Here is a 23,269-nt window from a genome sequence, read left to right as displayed (position 1 = left end):
CTCGGACGAGGCCTGCGAGATGCAGGCCTCACTTTGCACTTTCGTCGGACGGACCGGGTTGTCGTCTCTGATCCCGTCCCGCCCGCTCGCTCTCGATGAGCTCGTTCAGCCAGCGCACTTCGCGCTCCACGGACTCCATGCCGTGTCGCTGCAGCTCGAGCGTGTAGTCGTCGAGGCGTTCCCGCGTCCGGGCGAGCGAGGCGCGCATCTTCTCCAGGCGCTCCTCCAGCCGGCTGCGGCGGCCCTCCAGGACCCGCATCCGCACCTCTCGCTCGGTCTGACCGAAGAAGGCGAAGCGGGCGGCGAAGGACTCGTCCTCCCAGGTGTCGGGACCGGTGTGGGAAAGGAGCTCCTCGAAGTGCTCCTTCCCCGCTGCCGTCAACCGGTAGACGATCTTCGCGCGGCGCCCTGCGAGTGAAGCCGCGAGAGCGTCTTCCGGAGCGCTGCCCGGTTCTTCGATCAACCAGCCGTTGGCGACCAACGTCTTGAGGCAGGGATAGAGCGTGCCATAGCTGAACGCCCTGAACACCCCCAGCGAGGTGTTGAGCCGCTTGCGCAGCTCGTAGCCGTGCATGGGGGATTCACGGAGCAGGCCGAGGACGGCGAATTCGAGGATGCCTGAGCGCCTGCTCATCCGCCTGTCCCTCCTCCGACTCTGAGTCGTTATACCGAGCTGATGTATCGGCTCGATACATCCAGACGATAGAACGGGCTGCCCCCGGCGACAAGTGGTGACGTGGTGACCGGCGTCACATCACCAATTCGTACGAGGCAAGTTGCCTGATTTGGGGTGAACTTCGGCACTGTTGGGGTTTTGAGCGTGCGTAGTCTGTGCGCCAGTACACCGGGGGAACCGGAATTCATCTGCCGCTTCCAGGCCACTCGCCTGCCCGAGGAGTAGTCGTTCGATGAGCGAGCACCGCCGCAAACCGCCGCAGCCCCAGGGCGGCGGACGTGCCTCGGCCCGCCGGGCCGCCCAGCAGCGCCCCGGCCGGGGCGCCGACGCCCGGCGTGACGTCCCCACGGCGTCACCCAGCGGCCCGTACGCCCCTGATCCGACCCCGGGTGGTCGAGCCGGGGCCCGCAGACCCGCCCAGAGAGGGCCCGCGCCCCGTGGTCGGGGAGCAGGCAAGTCCGGCCGCCGCCCGGACAACCGCCTCATCAACTACCCGCGGTCCGACAAGGACGGCTGGAAGCGCTTCGTGCCTTCCTGGAAGCTGGTCGGCGGTACGGCCCTGGGCTTCTTCTCGGTGATCATCGCCGGGACCGGCATCGGCATCGCCATGGTGAACACCCCGAACCCGAACCTGGCGGCGAAGGCGCAGAACAACGTCTTCTACTGGGCGAACGACGAGCAGATGGTCGCGACCGGCGGCTCGATGAACCGGCAGATCGTGCCCATCGAGAAGATCCCCCGTTCGATGAGGGACGCGGTGATCGCCGCCGAGAACGAGTCCTTCGAGACGGACAAGGGCGTGGACCCGATGGGCATCGGCCGGGCCGTGTGGAACATGGCCACGGGCGGTTCCACCCAGGGCGGCTCGACCATCACCCAGCAGTACGTGAAGAACACGTACCTGGACTCCGACCAGACGCTCAAGCGCAAGGTCACCGAGCTCTTCATCGCGCTGAGGCTGGGCGTCTCCGAGGAGAAGGACAAGGTCCTCGCCGGGTACCTGAACACCGCCTACTACGGGCGGGACGCGTACGGGATCCAGGCGGCCGCCCGCGCCTACTTCGGCAAGGACTGCGAGAACCTGAACCCCGCCGAGAGCGCCTTCCTGGCCTCCGTGCTCAAGGGTCCCAACCTGTACAACCCGGACGGCGGCATCGGCGCCGCGGCCACCCCCGCCGCCAACGAGGAGCGGGCCAAGAAGCGCTGGTCCTGGGTGCTGGACCGGCAGGTCGAGGTCGGCCGGATGGAGAAGTCCGAGCGGGAGAAGTACAAGGTGGCGGACTTCCCGCCGCGCGTGGAGTCCGAGCAGGCCCGTGCGATGTCGGGCCAGATCGGCTACCTGGTCGAGACGGCCAAGCAGTACGTGATGAAGACCCAGGGCATCACCGCCGAGGAGATGGCCCTGGGCGGCTACCAGATCAAGACCACCTTCGAGAAGCCGAGGGTCGAAGCCCTGGTCAAGGCGGTCGAGGACACTCGCAACGACTTCCTCGACGAGAAGAAGCGCCCCACCCTGGACACCTTCGTGCAGTTCGGCGCCGCCTCGGTCGACGTGAAGAGCGGCGCGATCGTGGCCCTGTACGGCGGCCCGGGCTGGGACAAGAAGCACTTCACCAACAATGCCAACACCATGGGCGTCCCGGTCGGCTCGACCTGGAAGCCGTACGTGCTGGCGGCGGCGATGCAGTACGGCACGCAGAACTCGAAGGGCGAGGGGCTCTCGGTCGAGAGCAAGTACCAGGCCGACGACCTCACCGTGATCACCAACCGCCAGGGCAAGCCGCTGTACGACGCCTCCGGCAAGCCGTTCAAGCAGAAGAACGAGAGCCCCGAGGCCTTCGGCTACGTCGACCTCAACAAGGCGATGGAGAAGTCCATCAACGTGCCCTTCGCCCAGCTCGTCTTCGACGTCGGCCACAGCAAGGTCCGCGAGGTGGCCAAGGCGACCGGCATCCTGGAGGAGTCGATGAACCCCAACGACGACGCCTCCTTCGCCCTGGGCACCTCCACCCCGAGCGCGATCCGGATGGCCGACTCGTACGCCACCTTCGCCGCCTCCGGCACGCACCGCGAGCCGTACTCGGTGATCAGCGTGAAGAAGAACGGCAAGGATGTGCCCGGCTTCGGAGGTCCCAAGGACCAGCGGGCCATGGACAACTCCATCGCGGACAACATCACGAAGGTCCTGGAGAACGTCGTCCAGAACGGCACCGGCAAGAAGGCCAAGGCGCTGGGCCGGCCCGCGGCGGGCAAGACCGGCACCACCGACAAGAACAAGTCGGCGTGGTTCGTCGGCTACACCCCGGAGCTGTCCACCTCCGTCACCCTCTTCCGCACCGACCCCAACTCGGCGGAGAAGGAACTGCTGTCCATGAACGGGGTCGGCGGTACCGACTCCATCCACGGTGGTGACATCCCGGCCGTGATCTGGACCGAGTACATGCGCGAGGCGCTCAAGGGCGTCCCGGTCAAGCCGTTCCCGGAGCCCGAGGAGATCGGCGTCACCGCCGACGCCTCCGGCGCCCCCTCCCCCACCCCGACGCCCGTGGCCTCGCCGTCGCCCTCCCCGACGCCGACCCCGTCGAGCCCCCCGCCGTCGCCCTCCCCGTCCCCGTCCAGGGGCGGCAAGCCCACGTGCAAGCCGTGGGAGCTGTACTGCGACCCGGAGACCGCCGGCGGGAACACCAACACCGGCACCACGAACGGCGGGGCCGTCGGGGGGAACGACGGCGGACCCTCCGGCAGCCCGTCCCCGACCAACACGGGCAGACCCGGCCGCCCCACCGGCTGGCCCACTCCCGTGGGTGGCTGACCCGCCCCTGACGTGAACCGAGGAAGGCCGTCGCACCCGATGCGGCGGCCTTCCCCCGTGCCCGGCCCCGTACGGCAGGATGAGCCCATGACGAAGGTGCACGAGGACCGCCCCGTACTGCCCACCCAGCGGGACGAGGTCGCCGCAGCGGGCAGTGAGTTCATCGGCGGCCCGATGGGCCGCCACGCCCGGCTCGGGCACCACTGGCTGGGGCCGGTCCGGATCGTGGCCCTCCTCGCCATCGGCGTGTTCGCGCTCGGCATGGTGCAGAAGCTGCCCTGCTACGACTGGGCGTGGTTCCGGGGAGCCACCTCGCAGTACACCCACGCCTGCTACTCGGACATCCCGCACCTGTTCGCGGTACGGGGCTTCGCGGACAACCTGACGCCCTACTTCGACCGGCTCCCCGGCGACATGGAGTACCTGGAGTACCCGGTGCTCACCGGGCTCTTCATGGAGATCGCCTCCTGGCTGACCCCGTCCAGCGGCTCCATGCAGCACCGCGAGCAGATGTACTGGATGGTCAACGCCGGCATGCTGATGGCCTGCGCGGCGGTCATCGCGGTCTGTGTCGCCCGTACCCACCGCCGCCGGCCCTGGGACGCCCTGCTCTTCGCCCTCGCACCCGCCTTCGCCCTGACCGCGACGATCAACTGGGACCTGCTGGCCATCGCCCTGACCGCCGCCGGGATGCTCATGTGGTCCCGCGGCCGCGTGGTCCTCTTCGGTGTCCTCATCGGCCTGGCCACGGCCGCCAAGCTGTACCCGGTACTGCTGCTCGGGCCGCTGTTCGTCCTGTGCTGGCGGGCCGGGAAGTGGCGCCGGTTCGGCGCCGCGACGCTCGCCGCGGTGGCCGCATGGCTCGTGGCGAACCTGCCCGTCATGCTCTTCGCCTGGGAGGGCTGGACGAAGTTCTACACCTTCAGCCAGGAGCGGCCCATCGACTTCGGTTCCGTGTGGCTGCTGATCTCCCAGCGCTCGGGCCATCCCCTCGACGGCGCCAACACGTACGCCACCGGGCTCATGCTCCTGCTGTGCGGCGCCGTCGGCCTGCTCGCGCTGACCGCACCGAGGCGGCCCCGCTTCGCGCAGCTCGCGTTCCTGGTCGTCGCCGTCTTCATCCTGACCAACAAGGTCTACTCGCCGCAGTACGTGCTGTGGCTGATCCCGCTCGCCGCGCTGGCCCGGCCGCGCTGGCGGGACTTCCTGATCTGGCAGGCCGGCGAGGTCGTCTACTTCCTCGGCATCTGGTTCTACCTGGCCTACACGTCCAGCGGGGACAAGCACCAGGGGCTCCCGGTGGAGGGCTACCAGCTGGCCATCGCCGCCCACCTGCTGTGCACGCTCTACCTGTGCGCGGTGATCGTCCGCGACATCCTGATGCCCGAGCGGGACGTCGTGCGCCGGGACGGCTCGGACGACCCCTCGGGCGGGGTCCTGGACGGGGCCGAGGACGTGTTCGTGCTGTGGGACGCCGCGAGGGCGCCGCGGTACGCGGCGCCCTCGGAGGGACAGCGGGTCGACTGGGGCACGGGCTCCAGGGACTGAGACCGGGGCCTGAGACCGGGGGCGGGGGGACCGGCCGGGGGCGGATCAGGCGTCGAGCACCCGGTCGAACTGGGTGGTGGTGTGCCGCAGGTGCGCCACCAGCTCGTCGCCGACCTTGGGCTCCGTCGCGTCCGAGGGCACGAACAGGATGGACACCTGCATGTGCGGGGGCTCCGCGAACCAGCGCTGCTTGCCCGCCCACACGAACGGCGACAGGTTCCGGTTGACCGTGGCCAGGCCGGCCCTGGCCACGCCCTTGGCGCGCGGCATCACGCCGTGCAGGGCCTTGGGGGCCTCCAGGCCCACCCCGTGCGAGGTGCCGCCGGCCACCACGACCAGCCAGCCGTCGGAGGCGGCCTTCTGCTGGCGGTAGCCGAACCGGTCGCCCTTGGCGACCCGGGTCACATCGAGCACCGCGCCCCGGTACTCGGTCGCCTCGTGGTCGCCCAGCCACAGCCGGGTGCCGATGCGGGCCCGGAAGCGGGTTTGCGGGAACTGCTGCTGGAGCCGGGTCAGCTCCTGTGCCCGCAGATGGCTGACGAACATGGTGTGCAGCGGCAGCCGGGCCGCCCGCAGCCGGTCCATCCAGCCGATGACCTCCTCCACGGCGTCCGAGCCGTCCGGGCGGTCGAGCGGCAGGTGCAGGGCGAAGCCCTCCAGCCGGACGTCCTCGATCGCCGCGTGCAGCCGGCCCAGGTCCTGCTCGGAGATCCCGTGGCGGCGCATCGAGCTCATGCACTCGATGACCACGCGGGCCCCGACCAGACCACGGACCCCGTCCAGCGAGGAGACGGAGCGGATGACCCGGTCGGGCAGCGGCACCGGGTCCTCGCCCCGCCGGAACGGGGTGAGGACGAGAAGGTCACCGCCGAACCAGTCCTTGATGCTGGCGGCCTCGTACGTCGTCCCCACGGCCAGCACGTCGGCGCCCATCCGGGTCGCCTCCTCGCACAGCCGCTCGTGGCCGAAGCCGTACCCGTTGCCCTTGCAGACCGGCACCATCCCGGGGAACTGGTCCTGGATCTGCTTCTGGTGCGCACGCCAGCGCGCGGTGTCGACGTAGAGCGTGAGCGCCATGCCCGTCCGGAACCTCTCCTGAATGGCTGCGTGGTGCAGCGGTGCGTGTGGTGGGTGGATGTGCGCGGGTCAGCGACGCGACATGTAGATGTCGAGTGCCTTGTGCAGCACCTTGTTGAGGGGGAAGTCCCACTCGCCGACGTACTCCACGGCCTCGCCGCCGGTGCCGACCTTGAACTGGATCAGCCCGAACAGGTGGTCGTTCTCGTCCAGCGTGTCAGAGATCCCGCGCAGGTCGTAGACGCTCGCACCGAGCGCGTAGGAATCGCGCAGCATGCGCCACTGCATGGCGTTCGATGGCCGCACCTCGCGCTTGTGGTTGGCGGAGGCCCCGTAGGAGTACCAGACGTGCTGGCCGACGGTGAGCATCGTGGCGGCGGCCAGCGGCTCCCCCTCGTGCGTGGCGATGTAGAGGCGCATCCGGTTGGGGTCCTCGGCGTTGAGGGCCGTCCACTGGCGCTGGAAGTAGCTGAGCGGGCGCGGGCGGAACTTGTCGCGCTCGGCCGTGATCTCGTACAGGCGCTGCCAGGTCGGCAGGTCCTCGTAGCCGCCCTGGACGACCTCGACACCGGCCTTCTCGGCCTTCTTGATGTTGCGGCGCCACAGCTGGTTGAAGCCCTTGAGGACATCGTCCAGCGACCGGTTGGCCAGCGGTACCTGGAAGACGTACCGCGGCTGGACGTCACCGAAGCCGGCGCCGCCGTCCTCCGCCTGCTGCCAGCCCATGCGGCGCAGCTTGTCGGAGACCTCGAACGCGCGGGGCTCGATGACCGAGGCCTCCACGTCGCGCAGGCGCTTGACATCGGGGTCCTGGATGCCCGCCTTGATGGCGGTCGAGTTCCACCGGCGGATGACGACGGGCGGACCCATCTTCACGGTGAAGGCGCCCTGCTGCTTGAGGTGCGCCAGCATGGGCTGGAGCCACTCCTCCAGGTTCGGGGCGTACCAGTTGATGACCGGCCCTTCGGGAAGGTACGCGAGGTACCGCTTCACCTTGGGCAGCTGCCGGTACAACACGAGGGCGGCGCCGACGAGTTCACCGGAGCCGTCGAACCATCCCAGGTTCTCCGAACGCCACTCGTTCTTCACGTCGGCCCACGCCGGGACCTGGCAGTGGCTCGCCGAGGGCAGGCTCTGGAGGTAGCCCAGATGCTGCTCTCGGCTGATGGTCCTCAGGGACAGGCTCATGCGGGGCGTCTCCTCCGGCGGCTTCGCTGGCTATGGCGCGAAGCCTACTGCGACGGGGGCGCCACCCATCTGGGGGACGGGCCGGGGTCCGGGCCGCGGTGCGGCCGGCGCCCTGTCGCGGACGTCCCCCGGTCAGCCCAGCCAGCCGCCGAAGAGCCCGCCGTGCGCCATGCCGAGGAAGAAGCCGATGGCAGACGCGCCAAGGCCGATGATCAGCGCGAAGCGCTCGCGTGTCGTGACGGAGATGAACTGTCCGTACGCGCCCGTCAGGATTCCGATCAGCCCGGCCCACGAGCTGAGCAGGTGCAGCTGGTGGAAGAACGCCGTGATGAACGCCACGGCGCCCAGGACCAGGGTGACCGCCATCAGGGTGTCCTGCAGCGGGTGGGGCTTGCCGTCGGTCGCGAGGAGAGAGATGGAGTCTTGGGGTCGCATTGCCTGTGCCATCGGAAGGCACCTCCTGGCTGGAGCGGAACGGTGTCGCGGGGCCGCCGCCGGAGGGGCCGGGGGCATAGCACCGAGCACACCCGATGGATACAGATTGTGGCCCTCTCCCGCCGGATTTCAACCGGAAGGAGTCGACGGGGTAGTCTGTACGGTCTGCGCGGTGTCTGTTCTCGGACACCGTGCGGCACGCATCACGACCCTCCTGCCACGGAACGACCGTGGCCGCTGAGTCCAAAGGAGGTGGGTTCCACATGCGTCACTACGAAGTGATGGTCATCCTCGACCCCGATCTCGAGGAGCGCGCTGTCTCCCCGCTGATCGAGAACTTCCTCTCCGTCGTCCGTGAGGGCAACGGAAAGGTCGAGAAGGTCGACACCTGGGGCCGTCGCCGTCTCTCTTACGAGATCAAGAAGAAGCCCGAGGGCATCTACTCGGTCATCGACCTTCAGGCCGAGCCTGCGGTCGTCAAGGAGCTCGACCGGCAGATGAACCTGAACGAGTCGGTTCTCCGGACCAAGGTCCTTCGCCCCGAGACCCACTGAACTTCGGTTCAGCGGTAATCGGGACCGAGTAGCACAGCAGCCCAGCAGCAATCCCCGCCGAGAGGTTCATCCATGGCAGGCGAGACCGTCATCACGGTCGTCGGCAATCTCGTCGACGACCCCGAGCTGCGCTTCACCCCCTCGGGTGCGGCGGTCGCGAAGTTCCGTGTCGCGTCCACTCCCCGCATCTTCGACAAGCAGACCAATGAGTGGAAGGACGGCGAAGGCCTGTTCCTGACCTGCTCGGTCTGGCGTCAGGCGGCGGAGAACGTCGCCGAGTCCCTTCAGCGGGGCATGCGCGTCATCGTGCAGGGCCGGCTGAAGCAGCGGTCGTACGAAGACCGTGAGGGTGTCAAGCGCACGGTCTACGAGCTGGACGTCGAGGAAGTCGGCCCCAGCCTGAAGAGCGCCACGGCCAAGGTCGCCAAGACCAGCGGTCGCGGTGGTCAGGGTGGATACGGCGGCGGCGGTCAGCAGCAGGGCGGCGGTGGCGGCAACTGGGGCGGAGCCCCCAGTGGCGGTGCCCCGCAGGGCGGCGGAGCTCCCTCCGACGACCCGTGGTCGTCCAGCGCGCCGGCCGGTGGCCAGCAGCAGGGCGGCGGCGGGGGCGGCTGGGGCGGAAGCTCCGGCGGTTCCGGCGGTGGCTACTCGGACGAGCCGCCCTTCTAGGGCAGCTCGCAACCCCACTTCTTGATCACACAGGAGAGACACAATGGCGAAGCCGCCTGTGCGCAAGCCTAAGAAGAAGGTCTGCGCGTTCTGCAAGGACAAGACCGTGTACGTGGACTACAAGGACACGAACATGCTGCGGAAGTTCATTTCCGACCGCGGCAAGATCCGTGCCCGCCGCGTTACCGGCAACTGCACGCAGCACCAGCGTGACGTCGCCACGGCCGTCAAGAACAGCCGTGAGATGGCGCTGCTGCCCTACACGTCCACCGCGCGATAAGGAAAGGGTGACCGACTAATGAAGATCATCCTGACCCACGAGGTCTCTGGCCTCGGCGCCGCCGGCGATGTCGTCGACGTCAAGGACGGTTACGCTCGCAACTACCTGGTCCCGCGTGGTTTCGCGATCCGCTGGACCAAGGGTGGCGAGAAGGACGTGGCGCAGATCCGCCGCGCCCGCAAGATCCACGAGATCGCGACCATCGAGCAGGCCAACGAGTTCAAGGCCAAGCTCGAGGGCGTGAAGGTGCGTCTGGCCACCCGCTCGGGTGACACCGGCCGCCTCTTCGGCTCCGTGACTCCGGGCGACATCGCCACGGCGATCGAGGCTTCCGGTGGTCCGAAGGTCGACAAGCGTCGCGTCGAGCTGGCGTCCCCGATCAAGACCCTCGGTTCGTACCAGGTCTCCGTGCGTCTGCACGCCGAGGTCGTTGCGAACCTCGGTGTCGAGGTCGTCGCCGCCTAAGTGCCGCACACGAAGGGCCGCATCCTCCGGGGTGCGGCCCTTCGTCGTGTTTCGGGCTCGTTGTTTCACGTGAAACGGTGATGCCTCCGGGAGGTGTTTCACGTGAAACGGTGATGCCTCCGGGGGATGCTTCACGTGAAACATGCACGCGCGGAACACGACCGGGAAGTCGGCGCCGCCCCCGCCGGGCGCGCAGTCAGCGCGCGGCCCCCGCGACCAGCCACCGGCCCGAGCGGGCGCGCAGCTGGAGCGTGACCATCCGCACCAGCATCATCAAGGTCATGGCCCACCAGAGCGCCGTCAGGCCGCCTCCCAGCGCGGGGACGAGCAGGGCGGCCGGGGTGAAGACGGCGAGTGTCAGGAGCATCGCCCAGGCCAGGTAGCGGCCGTCGCCCGCGCCCATCAGGACCCCGTCCAGGACGAAGACGATGCCGGAGACGGGCTGGGACAGCGCGACCACGAGCAGGGCGGGCAGCAAGGCGTCCTCGACCGCCGGGTCGCTGGTGAACAGCGGGATGAACACCGGCCGGGCGAGGACGACCAGGAACCCGAGCACGATCCCCGAGACGATGCCCCACCGCACCATGCGGCGGCAGACGGCCTTGGCGCCGTCGATGTCGCCGGCGCCGAGGTAGCGCCCGATGATCGCCTGTCCGGCGATGGCGATCGCGTCGAGCGCGAAGGCGAGCAGGCTCCACAGGGAGAGCAGGATCTGGTGCGCGGCGATCTCGGCGTCGCCGAGGCGGGCGGCCATGGCGGTCGCGATCAGCAGGACGGCACGCAGGGACAGGGTCCGGACGAGCAGGGGCGCGCCCGCCTGGGCGCAGGCCCGGATGCCGGCGGAGTCGGGGCGCAACGAGGCGCCGTGCCGCCGGGCGCCGCGTACGACGACCACGAGGTAGGCGCCGGCCATGGCGCACTGGGCGATGACCGTGCCCCAGGCGGAGCCGGCGATGCCGAGGCCGGCCCCGTAGACCAGGGCCACGTTGAGGGCCCCGTTGAGGGCGAAGCCGGCGACGGCGACGTAGAGCGGTGTGCGGGTGTCCTGGAGGCCGCGGAGGACGCCGGTGGCCGCGAGGACGACGAGCATGGCCGGGATGCCGAACGCGGAGATCCGCAGATACGTGATCGCGTACGGGGCGACGGTGTCGGAGGCCCCGAAGAGGGAGACGAGCCAGGGGGCCAGGGGAACCAGCACGGCCACCACGGCGGCGCCGAGCAGGAGGGCGAGCCAGATGCCGTCCATGCCCTGCCGGATGGCCGCCTGGAGGTCGCCGGCTCCGACGCGGCGGGAGACGGCGGCGGTGGTGGCGTAGGCGAGGAAGACGAAGATGCTCACGGCGGTGGTGAGCAGTGCGGCGGCGATGCCCAGGCCGGCCAGCTGGGGCGTGCCGAGGTGTCCCACGACGGCGCTGTCGACCAGCACGAAGAGGGGTTCGGCGACGAGGGCGCCGAAGGCGGGGACGGCGAGTGCGAAGATCTCTCGGTCGTGCCGCCTCGGGGCAGCCTTCGGTGCGGCGGGGGCCTGTGTCATGCGCTCAATCTAATCTTCCACAGGTAATGGATACAAGAGTCTTTAGGGCCTTACCGATACATCGCTCGGCGCGTTCTTCGCACCTCGTTCGAGGCGATCTCGGGACCGGGCCCAAGATTTTTGTCCCGCAGTCCTGGGTGAGGGCAAATATGCAGGTCAGATGGGGTGAGAGGGTGGGGCAGGTGATTTTGTCCACAGCGTCGTCCCCCGGTCCGTGCACAGCTTCCGGCGACTTACCCACAGCATTGGCGCCGTCATCCACACCTCATCCACACAGCCTGTGGATAACAAGATTGGCTGACGCCGCTCTCGGCCCTACCGTGGTGCGTTGCCCGACTTCGCCGAGAGCCGATCGGGTGCCCCAAATGTCAGAGCCGTGTCGTAGAAAGAGCGACACGGCGAGGTCCGCGTTGCGGACGGGAGGAGGCGGCCCGGTGAGCATGCCCGAGCCCATGGACGACCCCTGGGCCGACAGCGGTCCAGGTGACCGTCTGCCCACCCGCTCGCGCCGGGGCGGCGAAGGCCGCGGCCGGGGAGACGAACAGCACGACCGGGGCCGCGAGGGCGGCTCCTGGGACGGCGGCGGCAACGGTGGCGGCTTCGAGCGCGTGCCCCCGCAGGACCTCGACGCCGAGCAGTCCGTTCTCGGCGGCATGCTGCTTTCCAAGGACGCGATCGCCGACGTCGTCGAGGTCCTCAAGGGCCACGACTTCTACCGGCCCTCCCACGAGACGATCTACCAGGCCATCCTCGACCTCTACGCCAAGGGAGAGCCCGCCGACCCGATCACGGTCGGCGCGGAGCTGACCAGGCGCGGGGAGATCAGCAAGGTCGGCGGCGCCTCGTACCTGCACACGCTGGTGCAGTCCGTACCCACGGCGGCCAACGCCGAGTACTACGCGGAGATCGTCCACGAGAGGGCCGTACTGCGCCGCCTGGTCGCCGCCGGTACGAAGATCACACAGATGGGGTACGCGGCGGACGGCGACGTCGACGAGATCGTCAACAGCGCCCAGGCGGAGATCTACGCCGTCACCGAGCAGCGGACCTCCGAGGACTACCTGCCGCTGGGCGACATCATGGAGGGCGCCCTCGACGAGATCGAGGCGATCGGCTCGCGCAGCGGCCAGATGTCCGGCGTCCCGACGGGCTTCACGGACCTGGACTCGCTCACCAACGGCCTGCACCCGGGCCAGATGATCGTGATCGCGGCCCGCCCCGCCATGGGCAAGTCCACCCTCGCCCTGGACTTCGCCCGCGCCTGCTCCATCAAGAGCAACCTGCCGAGCGTGATCTTCTCCCTGGAAATGGGCCGCAACGAGATCGCGATGCGCCTGCTCTCGGCCGAGGCCCGGGTGGCGCTGCACCACATGCGCTCCGGCACGATGACCGACGACGACTGGACCAGGCTGGCCCGCCGCATGCCGGACGTCTCGGCCGCCCCGCTCTACATCGACGACTCCCCCAACCTGTCGATGATGGAGATCCGGGCCAAGTGCCGCCGGCTCAAGCAGCGCAACGACCTTTCGCTCGTCGTCATCGACTACCTCCAGCTGATGCAGTCCGGCGGCTCGCGCCGTCCCGAGAGCCGTCAGCAGGAGGTCTCGGACATGTCGCGAAACCTGAAGCTGCTGGCGAAGGAGCTGGAGGTCCCCGTGATCGCCCTCTCCCAGCTGAACCGTGGTCCTGAGCAGCGCACCGACAAGAAGCCGATGGTCTCCGACCTGCGTGAGTCCGGCTCGATCGAGCAGGACGCCGACATGGTGATCCTGCTGCACCGCGAGGACGCGTACGAGAAGGAGTCCCCGCGCGCGGGCGAGGCCGACCTGATCGTGGCGAAGCACCGTAACGGCCCGACGGCCACGATCACCGTGGCCTTCCAGGGTCACTATTCACGGTTCGTGGACATGGCCAACACGTAGCATCCGATCATGGACGCCCTTGCTGAGGACCTGGAACTGCTCCCCGCCACCCGGCGCTCGCTCAGGCACCGGATCGCCGTCGCCCAGAGCCAAGGCCGTGCACCGTCCGTGGTGGCGGCCGTCGTGCGGGGCGGGGAGGTGGTCTGGGAGGGGTCCGCCACTTCCGTCAGGGGCCACGGTCCCGACGGGAACGTGCAGTACCGGATCGGTTCGATCACCAAGACCTTCACCGCCGTGCTGGTGCTGCGGCTGCGGGACGAAGGGCTGCTGGGCCTCGCGGATCCGCTGGAGAAGTACCTGCCGGGAACCGGAGTCGGCGAGGTGACCGTCGCGCAACTGCTCTCCCACACGGCCGGCTTGGGCGCGGAGACCCCGGGCCCGTGGTGGGAGCGCAGTTCCGCGGAACTACGGCCGGAACTCGCCGACGTCCTGGGAGAGGTGCCGCTGAGGCATGAGCCCGGCCGACGGCACCACTACTCCAATCCCGGTTACACCTTGCTTGGTTCGCTCGTCGAGGCGCTGCGCGGCATGCCCTGGGAAGAGGCGCTGCGGGCGGAGGTGCTGGAGCCGCTGGGGCTGACCCGGACCACGAGCCTGCCCGAGGCACCGCACGCGGGCGGCTGGGCGGTGCACCCGTGGGCCGACCTGATGATGCCCGAACCGCTGGAGGACCTCGGGCTGATGGCCGCGGCGGGTCAGCTGTGGTCCACGACCGGGGATCTGGCGCGGTTCGCGGACTTCCTGCTGCGGGGCGACGCCCGGGTGCTGAGCCGGGAGTCCCTGCGGGAGATGCGTACGTCGGCCGCTCCGCCGGAGCCCGGTCTCGCCGACCTCGGCTATGGACTCGGGCTCCAGCTGGCGGTCCACGGCGGGCGCCGTCTCGCGGGACACAGCGGCTCCCTGCCGGGGTTCGTCGCGGGGCTGTGGCTGAGCGAGGCGGACGACGTGGCGGCCGTGGTGCTGGCCAACGTCACCTCGGGTCTGGCGGCCGCGACGGTGGCGGCGGAGCTCGTGGGCCTGGTGGCCGACGCCGAGCCCCGGTTCCCCGAGCCGTGGCGGCCGTTCCTGGAGACCGACGAGGTCCCCCTGGAGCTGTGCGGGACCTGGTACTGGGGCACGTCGCCCCAACTGGTGCGGCTGAAAGCGGACGGCTCGCTGGAGCTGGGGCCGGTGGGCGCGATCGGGCGCACGGCCCGCTTCCGGGCCGAGACTGACGGCAGTTGGACGGGCCTGAACGGCTACTACGCGGGAGAGACCCTGCGGGCGGTGCGCCGGGCCGACGGCTCGGTGAGCCATCTCGACCTCGCGTCGTTCGTGTTCACGCGCGAGCCGTACGACGCCCAGGCGCCGGTACCCGGTGGAGTGGACCCGCAGGGCTGGCGGGGCATCGGCTGACGGCCCCGCCCGCCCCGCGACGCGTGGCCGGTCAGAGCGGGAGCTTGAACCCGACGTGGGAAGCGGTGAACCCGAGCCGCTCGTAGAAGCGGTGGGCATCGGTTCGCGTCACGTCCGAAGTCAGCTGGACCAGCGAACAGTTCTCATCGCGGGACCGCTCGACAGCCCATTCGACGAACCGCGTGCCCAGGCCGCTTCCGCGCTCGTCGGCATGGACGCGGACGCCTTCGATGATCGAACGGGTGGCCCCCTTGCGGGAGAGGCCCGGGACGATCGTGAGCTGGAGGGTGCCCACGACCCGGTCGGACCGGACGGCGACGACCAGGTGCTGGTTCGGGTCGTCTCTGATGCGTGCCAGGGCCGAGCGGTACGGACCCAGGTCCTCGGGAGACTCGCGGGCGGCTCCCAGCAGATCGTCGGCCAGCATGGCGACGACGGCGGGCAGATCGGCCTCGGTGGCCGGCCGGATGGTCAGCTCGGCGGCGTGGGCGTGGGTCATGAAAGGTGTTCCTCTCTCAACCGGCGGCTACGGTCAACGGCGCCCAGCGGCGCGTCCAGTCGCCGGGCAGTCCCGGTATGCCCCGGGTCATGACGGCGTTGAACACCACGGACTCCATCCCGCGGTCTCTCAGCCAGCCGAGCAGTTCTTCGTGGCGCACGTCGACATCGGTGCGCAGCGGCCGGTCCGTGCCCCGCGCGAGGGCGGTGACCAGGGCCTGGGCGGTGGGGGTGTCGTGGGCGATCAGCGGGCCGATGACATGGGTGTCCATGTTGGGCCAGGCGGCGGCGTAACCCCTGAGGGTGCCGTCTCCGGACGGGTCCTCGGCGACGATCAGCTGGTCGGCGAAGGCCGGCAGTCGGACGATCATGTGAGTGCGGTCGGTCCCGAAGACTTCGGCGTCCAGGCGCAGGATGCGGGACAGGTCCTCGGCGTGCGCCGCCCGGACCCGCGGGGCGTCGGCCGCCGCCGGGAGACCCTCGTCGCGGAAAGTGCCGCGGAGCATCTCGACGCGGCCGGTGGTCTCGAAGCCGATTTCCTCGTAAAGGGGCCGGCCGTAGGGGGTGGCGTGCAGGGTGAGCGGAACGCCCTTGAGCACGTCGTCGCACACGTGGGACATCAGGCGGCGGCCGAGGCCCCGGCGGGCGTAGCGGTCCGCGACGAGGACCATTCCGATGGCGGCGAGCTCGGTGCCCGAGTGCGTCTGACCGTACCGGGTGACGATGCAGGCCGCGGCGAGTCCCCGCCCGTCCGGGGCGTCGACCCCGTAGCCGTCCCCGGCGGCGAGGAGCAGCCCCCATTTGTGGTCCTCACGGAGCCAACCCCGGTCCTCTGACAGGTCCGCGCAGTGGCGGAGGTCTTCCGCCCGGAGCGCTCTGATCGGCAGATCTGTGATGTCTGGTTGGGTCACCGACCCAGAGTGGATCATCGGCCCGGGCGCGTCCAGGGGATTCACGACGTGGATGTTTCACGTGAAACACCCTGTTTCACGTGAAACGTAAGCACTAATCTCGACGGTTATGACCCGCCTGCATCTCTTCGATCTCGACGGCACGCTGATGTACGGTTCGGCTGCACCGGTCGAGATCTCCCGTCAACTCGGCCTCAGCGCCGAGATCGCCGAGTTGGAGCGGTCCTTCAGTGCACGGGAGATGGGGCCGCACCAGTTCTCGGTAGCCGTCCACGCCCTGTGGGCGGAGCTGACACCCGCTCACGTCCGGGCGGCTTTCGACGGGTCTCCCTGGATCGCGGGGATCCGCGAGGTGTGGCGGGAGATCCGCGAGCGCGGCGAGTACTGCGCGGTGATCTCGCTGTCGCCGTCCTTCTTCGTGGAACTGCTCACCGAGTGGGGGGCGCACGCCGCGCACGGCTCGGTCTTCCCCGAGGTGCCGTTCACCCGGCCCGTGGAGGTGGCGGGGATCCTCACGCCCGAGGCCAAGGTCACGGTGGCGGACCGCTTGTGCGAGCAGTTCGGGCTGGGACGCGCGAACTGCGTCGCGTACGGGGATTCGATGACGGACGCGGTCCTCTTCGGCGCGGTGCCGGTCTCGGTCGCGGTCAACGCCCGGCCCTATCTCATGAAGCGCGCCACCCACGTCTACGAGGGCCGTGACCTGCGGGAGGCCTACCAGCTCGTGGGTGCGCCACGCCCGGGAGTTGACGCATCTTAAGGGGAAAGTGGGTTCGAAACGCGGATTTCCCGCATTTCCCCGCAGGCGTTCGGGCAGGCTGTCAGGCTGAGAAACCTGGAACCACGGATTCGCAGACCGTGGCGCGTGCAGACCGACCGAGATGCTCGAAGCGAGGCACCGCATGGACGCTCCGCCCACCAGATCGGCCAGAGGGAGGCCGCCCCGGATATCCTCCGGGGCCGGCACGGCCGAGCCCTCACCGGACGCCGTACTCATCCGCCGGACCCTCGCGGAGATCGCACCCGTCGCGGACAAGGTGACCTCGTACTTCTACGCGCTGGTGTTCATCGGGCACCCGGAGCTCCGATCGCTGTTCCCCGCGGCCATGGACGTGCAGCGCGACCGGCTGCTGAAGGCCCTGCTGACCGCTGCCGAGCACATCGACGATCCGGCGGTACTCGTCCCCTACCTGCGGCGACTCGGCACGGGGCACCGTAAGTACGGGACCCGGCCCGCCCACTACCCGGCGGTGGGTGAGGCCCTCCTCGGGGCCCTGGCCCGGTACGCCGACCAGACCTGGGGGCCCGAGGCGGAGGCCGCCTGGGTGCGCGCCTACACGGGGATCTCCCAGATCATGATCGACGCGGCCGCTGCGGACGAGGCGCCCGCCTGGTGGCACGCGGAAGTGGTCTCCCACGAGCTGCGCACCTCGGACATCGCGGTGCTGACAGTCCGCCCCGACCAGCCGTACGGCTTCCTCGCCGGCCAGTACACGAGCCTGGAGACCCCGTGGTGGCCCAGGGTCTGGCGGCACTACTCCTTCGCCTCGGCTCCGCGCGCCGACGGGCTCCTGTCCTTCCACGTCAAAGCCGTCCCGGCGGGCTGGGTGTCCAACGCGCTCGTGCGCCACGCCCGCCCGGGCGACGTACTGCGCCTGGGCCCTCCGGCCGGATCGATGGTGGTGGACCACACCACGGACAACGGGATGCTGTGCCTCGGCGGCGGTACCGGCATCGCCCCGATCAAGGCGCTGATCGAGGACGTGGCGGAGCACGGCGAACGGCGTCCGGTGGAGGTGTTCTTCGGGGCGCGCAGCGACGACGACCTGTACGACAAGGACACGCTGCTGGGACTGCAGCGCTCCCACCCGTGGCTCTCGGTGCGGCCGGTGGTCGGCGACGGGCTGGCCGGCCAACTGCCCCAGGCGATCGGGGAGCACGGGCCGTGGAGTTCGTACGACGCGTTCATCTCGGGGCCGCCGGCGATGATCCGCAGCGGAGTCGACGAGCTCAAGCGGATCGGGATCCCGGGCGAGCGGATCCGGCACGACGCGGTCGAGGAGCTGGCGGGCGTCGCGGGCTGAGGCCGGCGGGTGCTCCGCCGGCCTCGTCGCGGGTCGGGCAGGATCAGAAGGGGAGGATCAGGTAGCGACGGCCTGTTCCGGGTCGGACTCAGCCCAGGTCCGGTGCGTGCATGGCGCGTACGCCCTCGATGTTGCCGTCGAGGTAGTGCCGCAGGGACAGCGGGACGAGGTGGACGGCGGCGATGCCGACCCTGCTGAAGGGCACGTGGACGATCTCGTACTCGCCCTCGGGCTGCTCCATTTCCGGGCCGTGCCGTTGGCCGGGGTCCATCGATTCGAGGTGGCAGACGAAGAAGTGCTGCACCTTCACGCCGGTCACTCCGCCGTCGGCGATGTGCTCGACGGTGTCGACGAAGCAGGGCACCACATCGGTGATCTTCGCGCCGAGTTCTTCGTGGACCTCCCGGTGGAGTGCGTCGACGACGGTGGCGTCCGAGGACTCCACCCCGCCGCCGGGAGTGACCCAGTACGGGTCGACGCCGGGCTTGGTGCGCTTGATGAGGATCAGGTCGTCACCGTCGAGCAGGATCGCGCGGGCGGTGCGTTTGACCACGGGGCGTTCGGTCATGGGAGAAGAGTGGCCCACGGCTCCGCTTCTGAAACGCGCCACGGGCCGAAATCAGGGGGCTCACCCGTGCACAGCGGCGCGCGCCTGCGGGTCGCGGGCCGCGCCGGGTGGGTGGGGGCGGGACCGCGGGTCGGCAGGACCGGGAACAGGTGCGCGGCGCCGCCACGAACGGAACCGGGGCGGTCCGAGCACCGGGCGGAGGCTCGGACCGCGGCGGCGCGGCTCCGTTCAGCTGGTCGTGCCCACGCTGTCCAGGGCCCGCAGGACGTCCGCGACGAGGTCCTGGGTGTCCTCGGCGCCCGCGGAGAAGCGGATGAAGCCCTCCGGCACGGCGTCGCCGCCCCACCGTCCGCGCCGTTCGGCGGTGGACCGTACCCCGCCGAAGCTGGTGGCGTCCTCGACCAGGCGCAGGGCGGCCATGAACCGCTCCGCGCGGTCGCGGTCGGGCAGGGTGAAGGAGACCACCGAGCCGAAGCCCCGCATCTGACGGGCGGCCGTCTTGTAGGACGGGTCCGAGGGCAGGCCCGGGTAGCGCAGTCCGGTCACCTCGGTCCGGCCGGCCAGTGCCTCGGCGACGGCCAGCGCGTTGGCCCACTGGCGCTGGGCGCGCAGCTGGATGGTGGCCAGGGAGCGGTGGGCGAGCCAGGCCTCCATCGGGCCCGGGATCGCGCCGACGATCTTTCGCCACCGCCGGACCCGGGTGGCGAGTTCGAGGTCGCGGCAGACGACGTAGCCGAGCAGCAGGTCGCCGTGGCCGGTCAGACCCTTGGTGCCACTTGCGACGGAGAAGTCCGCGCCGAGCTCCAGGGGCCGCTGTCCGAGCGGCGTGGCGAGGGTGTTGTCGACGGCGACGAGCGTGCCACCGGCACGCGCCGCGTCCACGAGCCGCCGTACGTCGCACACGTCCAACCCGGGGTTCGACGGCGTCTCGATCCACAGGAGGCGGGCTCCGTCGAGGACCGCGAGCTGGGCGTCGTCGCCGGTCGGGGCGGTGCGGACGAGGATCCCGTAGTCCTGGAGCTGTTCCCGCAGCAGGGGCAGCGCCTGGTAGCCGTCGTCGGGCAGGACGACGGTGTCCCCGGTGCGCGCCTGGGAGAGGAGGACGGCGGAGATCGCGGCCATGCCGGAGGCGAAGACGATGGTGTGGACGTCCTCGCCGGGGGACTCCAGCTCCCCGATGGCCCGTTCCAGCAGGGTCCAGGTGGGATTGGTGTCGCGGCCGTAGGTGTACGGCCCCTCGACGTCGCCCGGGAGGTGGAAGTGGGCGGCGAAGACCGGTCCGGGCAGGGGCGGTTCGTTCTTCACGGGATCGGGCAGTCCGGCCCGGACGGCGCGCGTGCCCTCACCGAGCCGGGCGGCCCCGTAGTCGTTCTCGTTCATGCGGTGCGCTCCTTCACGGCTTCGCGTACGGCGGCCAGCAGCCCGGGGCTCGCCGCCTCCACCAGCTCCAGGCACTCCTCGAATCCGTCGAGGGAGCCGTAGTACGGATCCGGTACGTCGGTCTCCGCGGCCGGGGCCGCAGGGTCGTAGGACCGCAGCAGCCGGACCTTGGCGGCGTCCTGCGGGGTGGGGGCGAGGTCCCGCAGGTCCCGCAGGTGCTCGGCGTCGAGGGCGACGACGAGATCGAGGAGGGCGAACCAGGAGGAGCGGAACTGCCGGGCCCGGTGGTCCTGCTCGTACCCGGCGGCCTCCAGGACGGTGACGGTGCGCGGGTCGGCGCCGTCCCCCTCGTGCCAGCCGCCGGTGCCGGCGCTGTCCACCTCGACCAGGCCAGCGAGTCCGGCCCGCGAGACGTGTGCGCGGAAGACGGACTCGGCCATGGGGGAACGGCAGATGTTGCCGGTGCAGACGAAGCAGACGCGGTACATGGGAGCCGTTCAGTCCTTGTCGGGCAGGACCATGTTCACGGCCCAGGAGACGACGGAGATGATCAGAGCGCCGAGCAGGGCGGTCCAGAAGCCGTCGACGTGGAAGCTGAGGTCGAACTGCTGGGCCAGCCAGGAGGTCAGCAGCAGCATCAGGGCGTTCACGACGAGGGTGAACAGACCGAGCGTGAGGACGAACAGGGGCAGCGAGAGCAGCTTCACCAGGGGCTTGACGATGAAGTTGACCAGGCCGAAGACCAGCGCGACCAGGATCAGGGAGAGGGCCCGGTGACCCACGCTGCTGCCGTCGTCGAGGGTGATGCCGGCCAGCAGCCAGATGGCGACGGCCAGGGCCGCCGCATTGGCGAGCGTCTTGACTACGAAATTCGTCATGTGTCTGATCGTGGCAGAGAAGATCCCGGTGGGACATCCGCAGATCAGCGGAAGAGCCGGCACGACCGAGTACAAGGGGTACAACGCGGATGAAAGCCTTCCGGCTTGACGAGCTCGAAGCGGAGCGGGCGGCCAATGACGGCGCCTACCTGCAGTTCCTGCGCGAGCGGAACATGTCCGTCGGGCTGTACGCGCTGGACGCGGGGCAGCTCGACCCGCAGCAGCCGCACGGCCAGGACGAGGTCTACTTCGTCGTGAGCGGTCGCGCGGCGATCACGGTCGGGGAGGAGACGACGGCGGTGGCGCGCGGGAGCGTCGTCTACGTGCCGGCGGGGGTGCCGCACAAGTTCCACCACATCGCCGAGGACCTCAGGGTGATGGTGGTGTTCTCCCCGCCGGAGGGCTGACGGCCCGCGGGGCTCGGGGTTCGCGCCCCTGATCCGCCGGCCACCCCTAGGGGGCGGATCAGGGGACTCCGGGGGCTCGCGGGCCCCCGCCCGTCGTCCGGGACTCCTAGCATCGGGAGCAGAAGCCACGGACGAGGACGAGGAAGAGGACATGGACGCGATCCGAGAGACATTCGCTGCAATGCCCTGGTGGGTCAAGTGGGTCGCGGTTCCGCTGCTGGCACTGTTCGTCTTCGGCGGGGTGATCACCAGCATCCTGAGCGCGTTGATCGGATTCGTCTTCCAGCTGCTGCTCTTCGTCGCGCTCGTCGGCGGCCTGATCTTCGTCGTCAAGAAGATCGGCGGCACGCGGACGAAGTCCTCCTCCCGCGAGTGGTAGGAGGAGGACGGGGGCCCCGACGCTCCTGGCATTGCGCCAGGCGGGGGAACGCGGGGCACTGAAGCGCTCACACCCGAGGATCCGGCCGATACAGTGGTATTCCGTGCCGATCCCGGGGCACCCACAGCCGGTTACACCGCTCTGACCAGCGGCTGTGCACACCATGCGTCCGACCAGCGGCTGTGCACGACATGCGCCGAGCACGACCCCCAGGACCGCGGTACGCGCGGGGGCGGCCCCCGCAGGGTGGGCCTTCCCGAAGGCCCACCGCCACGCCTGGGGGTGAGCTTTGGCTTCGGGTCACAATGCCGGTGCGCCGACCCTGATCGGCTCGGTGCAACGGGCGCTGAGGCTGCTCGAAGCGGTGGGGTCCCACAGTGAGGGGGCCCCGGCGAAGCAACTGGCGCGCGAGGCCGGGCTCCCCCTTCCCACCGCGTACCACCTGCTGCGCACCCTGACCCACGAGGGCTACCTGCGCAGGGACAACGGGGTTTTCCTCCTGGGCGACGCCGCTGGGCGGTTGGCGGGTGCGGGACTTCAGCAGAAACGTCGCAGCATGATCCTCGACTCCCTCGCGCACTTCCGCGACGCGGTCGGGGCCCCGGTCTACTTCGCCGTGTACCGCGAGGGTGAGATCGAGGTCGTGGGTGTCTCGGACACCCCGGACAACCCGGCCTGCGAGGAGTGGGCCGATTTCCGTGAGACCGGCTACGCGCACGCCATCGGGCAGTGCCTGCTCGGCCAGCTCGACGAGCAGGCACGCAAGGACTACTACGATCGCCACCCGGTCGAGGCCATCACCCCGTTCACCGTCAGGGACCAGCGGCGCCTGGAGCGCCGGATCGCATCCCTGCAACGGATGCAGGCGGTCACGGAGCGTCAGGAGTACGCGCTCGGCACGGTGTGCGCCGCCATTCCGATCACCGTGGGGGGCACCGCCGCAACGATGGCCATTTCCCTTCCTCTGGACCAAGAAAGTCAGTTGCTGTATGCGGTTGACCGGCTACAGAGAGAAGTAGGCGCGCTGTTGAGCACTCTCTCGTTCTCTATCAGTATCTGAAAACTCACTCCTTGTGATCTGGAAGCGCTTACACCACTCTTGTCAAGAGGCCCTGGGGGACCATTCCTGGCCACTTCCACTACAGCGGGGTAGGCAATGCGCGAGTCGGTACAGGCAGAGGTCATGATGAGCTTCCTCGTTTCCGAGGAGCTCTCGTTCCGGATCCCGGTGGAGCTGCGGTACGACGCTCGTGATCCCTACGCGGTCCGCCTGACGTTCCACCTTCCCGGAGACGCGCCCGTGACCTGGGCGTTCGGCCGGGAGCTCCTCCTCGACGGCATCAACAAGCCGTGCGGTGACGGTGACGTGCACATCGCGCCCACCGATCCGGAGGACCTGTCCGACGTTCACATCCGGCTGCAGGTCGGCGGTGACCGGGCCCTGTTCCGGGTCAGCGCGGCCCCGCTCGTCGCCTTCCTGGACCGGACCGACCGGCTGGTCCCGCTCGGTCAGGAGCGGGACCTCGGGGACTTCGAGGAGGACCTCGACGAGGCGCTCGGCAAGATCCTGGCCGGGTCCCGGCAGAACGAGCAGAACGCCGGCTGACCC

At 69.7% G+C, this 23,269-nt stretch carries 25 protein-coding genes; 14 read left to right on the top strand and 11 right to left on the bottom strand.

Features of this window, described 5'->3' with window-relative positions; genetic code table 11:
* Positions 1-28: 28 nt before the first annotated feature.
* Positions 29-634: a helix-turn-helix transcriptional regulator gene (locus ACWFQ8_RS09220; protein ID WP_453785551.1), complete on the bottom strand. Its 606-nt coding sequence runs from the start codon at positions 632-634 to the stop codon at positions 29-31.
* A 274-nt stretch (positions 635-908) separates the two neighbouring features.
* Between ACWFQ8_RS09220 and ACWFQ8_RS09215 the strand changes: the two genes are divergently transcribed.
* Together ACWFQ8_RS09215 and ACWFQ8_RS09210 are read left to right on the top strand one after the other, a co-directional pair.
* On the top strand, positions 909-3,488 hold the full coding sequence (locus ACWFQ8_RS09215) for a transglycosylase domain-containing protein (RefSeq protein WP_453785550.1): 2,580 nt from the start codon (positions 909-911) through the stop codon (positions 3,486-3,488).
* Between the two features lie 87 nt (positions 3,489-3,575).
* Positions 3,576-5,036, top strand: coding sequence for a glycosyltransferase family 87 protein (locus tag ACWFQ8_RS09210; protein WP_453785549.1), 1,461 nt, complete (start codon positions 3,576-3,578; stop codon positions 5,034-5,036).
* A 45-nt stretch (positions 5,037-5,081) separates the two neighbouring features.
* Here ACWFQ8_RS09210 and ACWFQ8_RS09205 read toward each other — a convergent pair whose 3' ends face one another.
* From ACWFQ8_RS09205 to ACWFQ8_RS09195, 3 genes are all read right to left on the bottom strand, one after another.
* Positions 5,082-6,113 (bottom strand): alanine racemase, encoded by a 1,032-nt coding sequence (locus ACWFQ8_RS09205; RefSeq protein WP_453785548.1) that lies wholly within the window; start codon positions 6,111-6,113, stop codon positions 5,082-5,084.
* A gap of 69 nt (positions 6,114-6,182) precedes the next feature.
* A complete protein-coding gene (locus ACWFQ8_RS09200) occupies positions 6,183-7,301 on the bottom strand; it encodes a lipid II:glycine glycyltransferase FemX (RefSeq protein ID WP_384531171.1) in 1,119 nt (372 codons plus the stop codon).
* A gap of 132 nt (positions 7,302-7,433) precedes the next feature.
* Positions 7,434-7,748 (bottom strand): hypothetical protein, encoded by a 315-nt coding sequence (locus ACWFQ8_RS09195; protein WP_453785547.1) that lies wholly within the window; start codon positions 7,746-7,748, stop codon positions 7,434-7,436.
* Between the two features lie 251 nt (positions 7,749-7,999).
* Here ACWFQ8_RS09195 and rpsF point away from each other — a divergent pair, with 251 nt between their 5' ends.
* From rpsF to rplI, 4 genes are all read left to right on the top strand, one after another.
* A complete protein-coding gene (gene rpsF, locus ACWFQ8_RS09190) occupies positions 8,000-8,290 on the top strand; it encodes a 30S ribosomal protein S6 (protein ID WP_006604399.1) in 291 nt (96 codons plus the stop codon).
* 72 nt (positions 8,291-8,362) lie between these two features.
* Positions 8,363-8,959, top strand: coding sequence for a single-stranded DNA-binding protein (locus tag ACWFQ8_RS09185; RefSeq protein WP_453785546.1), 597 nt, complete (start codon positions 8,363-8,365; stop codon positions 8,957-8,959).
* A gap of 43 nt (positions 8,960-9,002) precedes the next feature.
* Positions 9,003-9,239 (top strand): 30S ribosomal protein S18, encoded by a 237-nt coding sequence (rpsR, locus tag ACWFQ8_RS09180; RefSeq protein WP_003956534.1) that lies wholly within the window; start codon positions 9,003-9,005, stop codon positions 9,237-9,239.
* A gap of 18 nt (positions 9,240-9,257) precedes the next feature.
* On the top strand, positions 9,258-9,704 hold the full coding sequence (rplI, locus tag ACWFQ8_RS09175; RefSeq protein WP_453785545.1) for a 50S ribosomal protein L9: 447 nt from the start codon (positions 9,258-9,260) through the stop codon (positions 9,702-9,704).
* Between the two features lie 196 nt (positions 9,705-9,900).
* Here rplI and ACWFQ8_RS09170 read toward each other — a convergent pair whose 3' ends face one another.
* Positions 9,901-11,238: an MATE family efflux transporter gene (locus tag ACWFQ8_RS09170; protein ID WP_453785544.1), complete on the bottom strand. Its 1,338-nt coding sequence runs from the start codon at positions 11,236-11,238 to the stop codon at positions 9,901-9,903.
* A gap of 452 nt (positions 11,239-11,690) precedes the next feature.
* On the opposite strand from ACWFQ8_RS09170, the gene dnaB reads away from it, so the two are divergent.
* A complete protein-coding gene (dnaB, locus tag ACWFQ8_RS09165; protein WP_453785670.1) occupies positions 11,691-13,160 on the top strand; it encodes a replicative DNA helicase in 1,470 nt (489 codons plus the stop codon).
* 9 nt (positions 13,161-13,169) lie between these two features.
* Positions 13,170-14,555, top strand: a complete 1,386-nt coding sequence (locus tag ACWFQ8_RS09160; RefSeq protein WP_453785543.1) for a serine hydrolase domain-containing protein — start codon at positions 13,170-13,172, stop codon at positions 14,553-14,555.
* A gap of 31 nt (positions 14,556-14,586) precedes the next feature.
* Here ACWFQ8_RS09160 and ACWFQ8_RS09155 read toward each other — a convergent pair whose 3' ends face one another.
* Positions 14,587-15,054: an N-acetyltransferase family protein gene (locus ACWFQ8_RS09155; RefSeq protein WP_453785542.1), complete on the bottom strand. Its 468-nt coding sequence runs from the start codon at positions 15,052-15,054 to the stop codon at positions 14,587-14,589.
* A 16-nt stretch (positions 15,055-15,070) separates the two neighbouring features.
* A complete protein-coding gene (locus ACWFQ8_RS09150) occupies positions 15,071-15,964 on the bottom strand; it encodes a GNAT family N-acetyltransferase (RefSeq protein ID WP_453785541.1) in 894 nt (297 codons plus the stop codon).
* Positions 15,965-16,073: 109 nt separating this feature from the next.
* On the opposite strand from ACWFQ8_RS09150, the gene ACWFQ8_RS09145 reads away from it, so the two are divergent.
* The gene (locus tag ACWFQ8_RS09145) at positions 16,074-16,724 is read left to right on the top strand and encodes an HAD family hydrolase (RefSeq protein WP_453785540.1); all 651 of its coding nucleotides are present in this window, start codon (positions 16,074-16,076) and stop codon (positions 16,722-16,724) included.
* 121 nt (positions 16,725-16,845) lie between these two features.
* Positions 16,846-18,048: a globin domain-containing protein gene (locus tag ACWFQ8_RS09140; RefSeq protein WP_453785539.1), complete on the top strand. Its 1,203-nt coding sequence runs from the start codon at positions 16,846-16,848 to the stop codon at positions 18,046-18,048.
* 88 nt (positions 18,049-18,136) lie between these two features.
* Here ACWFQ8_RS09140 and ACWFQ8_RS09135 read toward each other — a convergent pair whose 3' ends face one another.
* The 4 genes from ACWFQ8_RS09135 to ACWFQ8_RS09120 form a co-directional block, all read right to left on the bottom strand.
* Positions 18,137-18,616 (bottom strand): NUDIX domain-containing protein, encoded by a 480-nt coding sequence (locus ACWFQ8_RS09135; RefSeq protein ID WP_453785538.1) that lies wholly within the window; start codon positions 18,614-18,616, stop codon positions 18,137-18,139.
* 228 nt (positions 18,617-18,844) lie between these two features.
* Positions 18,845-19,996, bottom strand: a complete 1,152-nt coding sequence (locus ACWFQ8_RS09130; protein WP_453785537.1) for a cystathionine gamma-lyase — start codon at positions 19,994-19,996, stop codon at positions 18,845-18,847.
* Positions 19,993-20,484, bottom strand: coding sequence for a low molecular weight protein-tyrosine-phosphatase (locus ACWFQ8_RS09125; RefSeq protein ID WP_453785536.1), 492 nt, complete (start codon positions 20,482-20,484; stop codon positions 19,993-19,995). The genes ACWFQ8_RS09130 and ACWFQ8_RS09125 overlap by 4 nt, the downstream gene beginning before the upstream one ends.
* A gap of 9 nt (positions 20,485-20,493) precedes the next feature.
* A complete protein-coding gene (locus tag ACWFQ8_RS09120) occupies positions 20,494-20,874 on the bottom strand; it encodes a phage holin family protein (protein ID WP_453785535.1) in 381 nt (126 codons plus the stop codon).
* Positions 20,875-20,963: 89 nt separating this feature from the next.
* On the opposite strand from ACWFQ8_RS09120, the gene ACWFQ8_RS09115 reads away from it, so the two are divergent.
* From ACWFQ8_RS09115 to ACWFQ8_RS09100, 4 genes are all read left to right on the top strand, one after another.
* Positions 20,964-21,281 (top strand): cupin domain-containing protein, encoded by a 318-nt coding sequence (locus ACWFQ8_RS09115; RefSeq protein WP_453785534.1) that lies wholly within the window; start codon positions 20,964-20,966, stop codon positions 21,279-21,281.
* Positions 21,282-21,432: 151 nt separating this feature from the next.
* Entirely contained in the window at positions 21,433-21,660 is a 228-nt protein-coding gene (locus ACWFQ8_RS09110; RefSeq protein ID WP_453785533.1) for a DUF5326 family protein, read from the top strand.
* 289 nt (positions 21,661-21,949) lie between these two features.
* A complete protein-coding gene (locus ACWFQ8_RS09105) occupies positions 21,950-22,720 on the top strand; it encodes an IclR family transcriptional regulator (RefSeq protein WP_453785532.1) in 771 nt (256 codons plus the stop codon).
* A 96-nt stretch (positions 22,721-22,816) separates the two neighbouring features.
* Positions 22,817-23,266, top strand: a complete 450-nt coding sequence (locus tag ACWFQ8_RS09100; protein ID WP_453785531.1) for an SsgA family sporulation/cell division regulator — start codon at positions 22,817-22,819, stop codon at positions 23,264-23,266.
* Positions 23,267-23,269: the final 3 nt, after the last annotated feature.

Source organism: Streptomyces sp. NPDC055254, assembly GCF_053606025.1.
The sequence above is the reverse complement of the archived record's forward strand: the minus strand, read 5'-3'. Positions and strand labels throughout refer to the sequence as shown.

Excerpts from the sequence above, each read along its gene's own strand:
- ACWFQ8_RS09220 (WP_453785551.1), bottom strand. The coding sequence starts at position 634 with ATGAGCAGGCGCTCAGGCATCCTCGAATTCGCCGTCCTCGGCCTGCTC.
- ACWFQ8_RS09215 (WP_453785550.1), top strand. The coding sequence starts at position 909 with ATGAGCGAGCACCGCCGCAAACCGCCGCAGCCCCAGGGCGGCGGACGT.
- ACWFQ8_RS09210 (WP_453785549.1), top strand. The coding sequence starts at position 3,576 with ATGACGAAGGTGCACGAGGACCGCCCCGTACTGCCCACCCAGCGGGAC.
- ACWFQ8_RS09205 (WP_453785548.1), bottom strand. The coding sequence starts at position 6,113 with ATGGCGCTCACGCTCTACGTCGACACCGCGCGCTGGCGTGCGCACCAG.
- ACWFQ8_RS09200 (WP_384531171.1), bottom strand. The coding sequence starts at position 7,301 with ATGAGCCTGTCCCTGAGGACCATCAGCCGAGAGCAGCATCTGGGCTAC.
- ACWFQ8_RS09195 (WP_453785547.1), bottom strand. The coding sequence starts at position 7,748 with ATGGCACAGGCAATGCGACCCCAAGACTCCATCTCTCTCCTCGCGACC.
- rpsF (WP_006604399.1), top strand. The coding sequence starts at position 8,000 with ATGCGTCACTACGAAGTGATGGTCATCCTCGACCCCGATCTCGAGGAG.
- ACWFQ8_RS09185 (WP_453785546.1), top strand. The coding sequence starts at position 8,363 with ATGGCAGGCGAGACCGTCATCACGGTCGTCGGCAATCTCGTCGACGAC.
- rpsR (WP_003956534.1), top strand. The coding sequence starts at position 9,003 with ATGGCGAAGCCGCCTGTGCGCAAGCCTAAGAAGAAGGTCTGCGCGTTC.
- rplI (WP_453785545.1), top strand. The coding sequence starts at position 9,258 with ATGAAGATCATCCTGACCCACGAGGTCTCTGGCCTCGGCGCCGCCGGC.
- ACWFQ8_RS09170 (WP_453785544.1), bottom strand. The coding sequence starts at position 11,238 with ATGACACAGGCCCCCGCCGCACCGAAGGCTGCCCCGAGGCGGCACGAC.
- dnaB (WP_453785670.1), top strand. The coding sequence starts at position 11,691 with ATGGACGACCCCTGGGCCGACAGCGGTCCAGGTGACCGTCTGCCCACC.
- ACWFQ8_RS09160 (WP_453785543.1), top strand. The coding sequence starts at position 13,170 with ATGGACGCCCTTGCTGAGGACCTGGAACTGCTCCCCGCCACCCGGCGC.
- ACWFQ8_RS09155 (WP_453785542.1), bottom strand. The coding sequence starts at position 15,054 with ATGACCCACGCCCACGCCGCCGAGCTGACCATCCGGCCGGCCACCGAG.
- ACWFQ8_RS09145 (WP_453785540.1), top strand. The coding sequence starts at position 16,074 with ATGACCCGCCTGCATCTCTTCGATCTCGACGGCACGCTGATGTACGGT.
- ACWFQ8_RS09140 (WP_453785539.1), top strand. The coding sequence starts at position 16,846 with ATGCTCGAAGCGAGGCACCGCATGGACGCTCCGCCCACCAGATCGGCC.
- ACWFQ8_RS09135 (WP_453785538.1), bottom strand. The coding sequence starts at position 18,616 with ATGACCGAACGCCCCGTGGTCAAACGCACCGCCCGCGCGATCCTGCTC.
- ACWFQ8_RS09130 (WP_453785537.1), bottom strand. The coding sequence starts at position 19,996 with ATGAACGAGAACGACTACGGGGCCGCCCGGCTCGGTGAGGGCACGCGC.
- ACWFQ8_RS09125 (WP_453785536.1), bottom strand. The coding sequence starts at position 20,484 with ATGTACCGCGTCTGCTTCGTCTGCACCGGCAACATCTGCCGTTCCCCC.
- ACWFQ8_RS09120 (WP_453785535.1), bottom strand. The coding sequence starts at position 20,874 with ATGACGAATTTCGTAGTCAAGACGCTCGCCAATGCGGCGGCCCTGGCC.
- ACWFQ8_RS09115 (WP_453785534.1), top strand. The coding sequence starts at position 20,964 with ATGAAAGCCTTCCGGCTTGACGAGCTCGAAGCGGAGCGGGCGGCCAAT.
- ACWFQ8_RS09110 (WP_453785533.1), top strand. The coding sequence starts at position 21,433 with ATGGACGCGATCCGAGAGACATTCGCTGCAATGCCCTGGTGGGTCAAG.
- ACWFQ8_RS09100 (WP_453785531.1), top strand. The coding sequence starts at position 22,817 with ATGCGCGAGTCGGTACAGGCAGAGGTCATGATGAGCTTCCTCGTTTCC.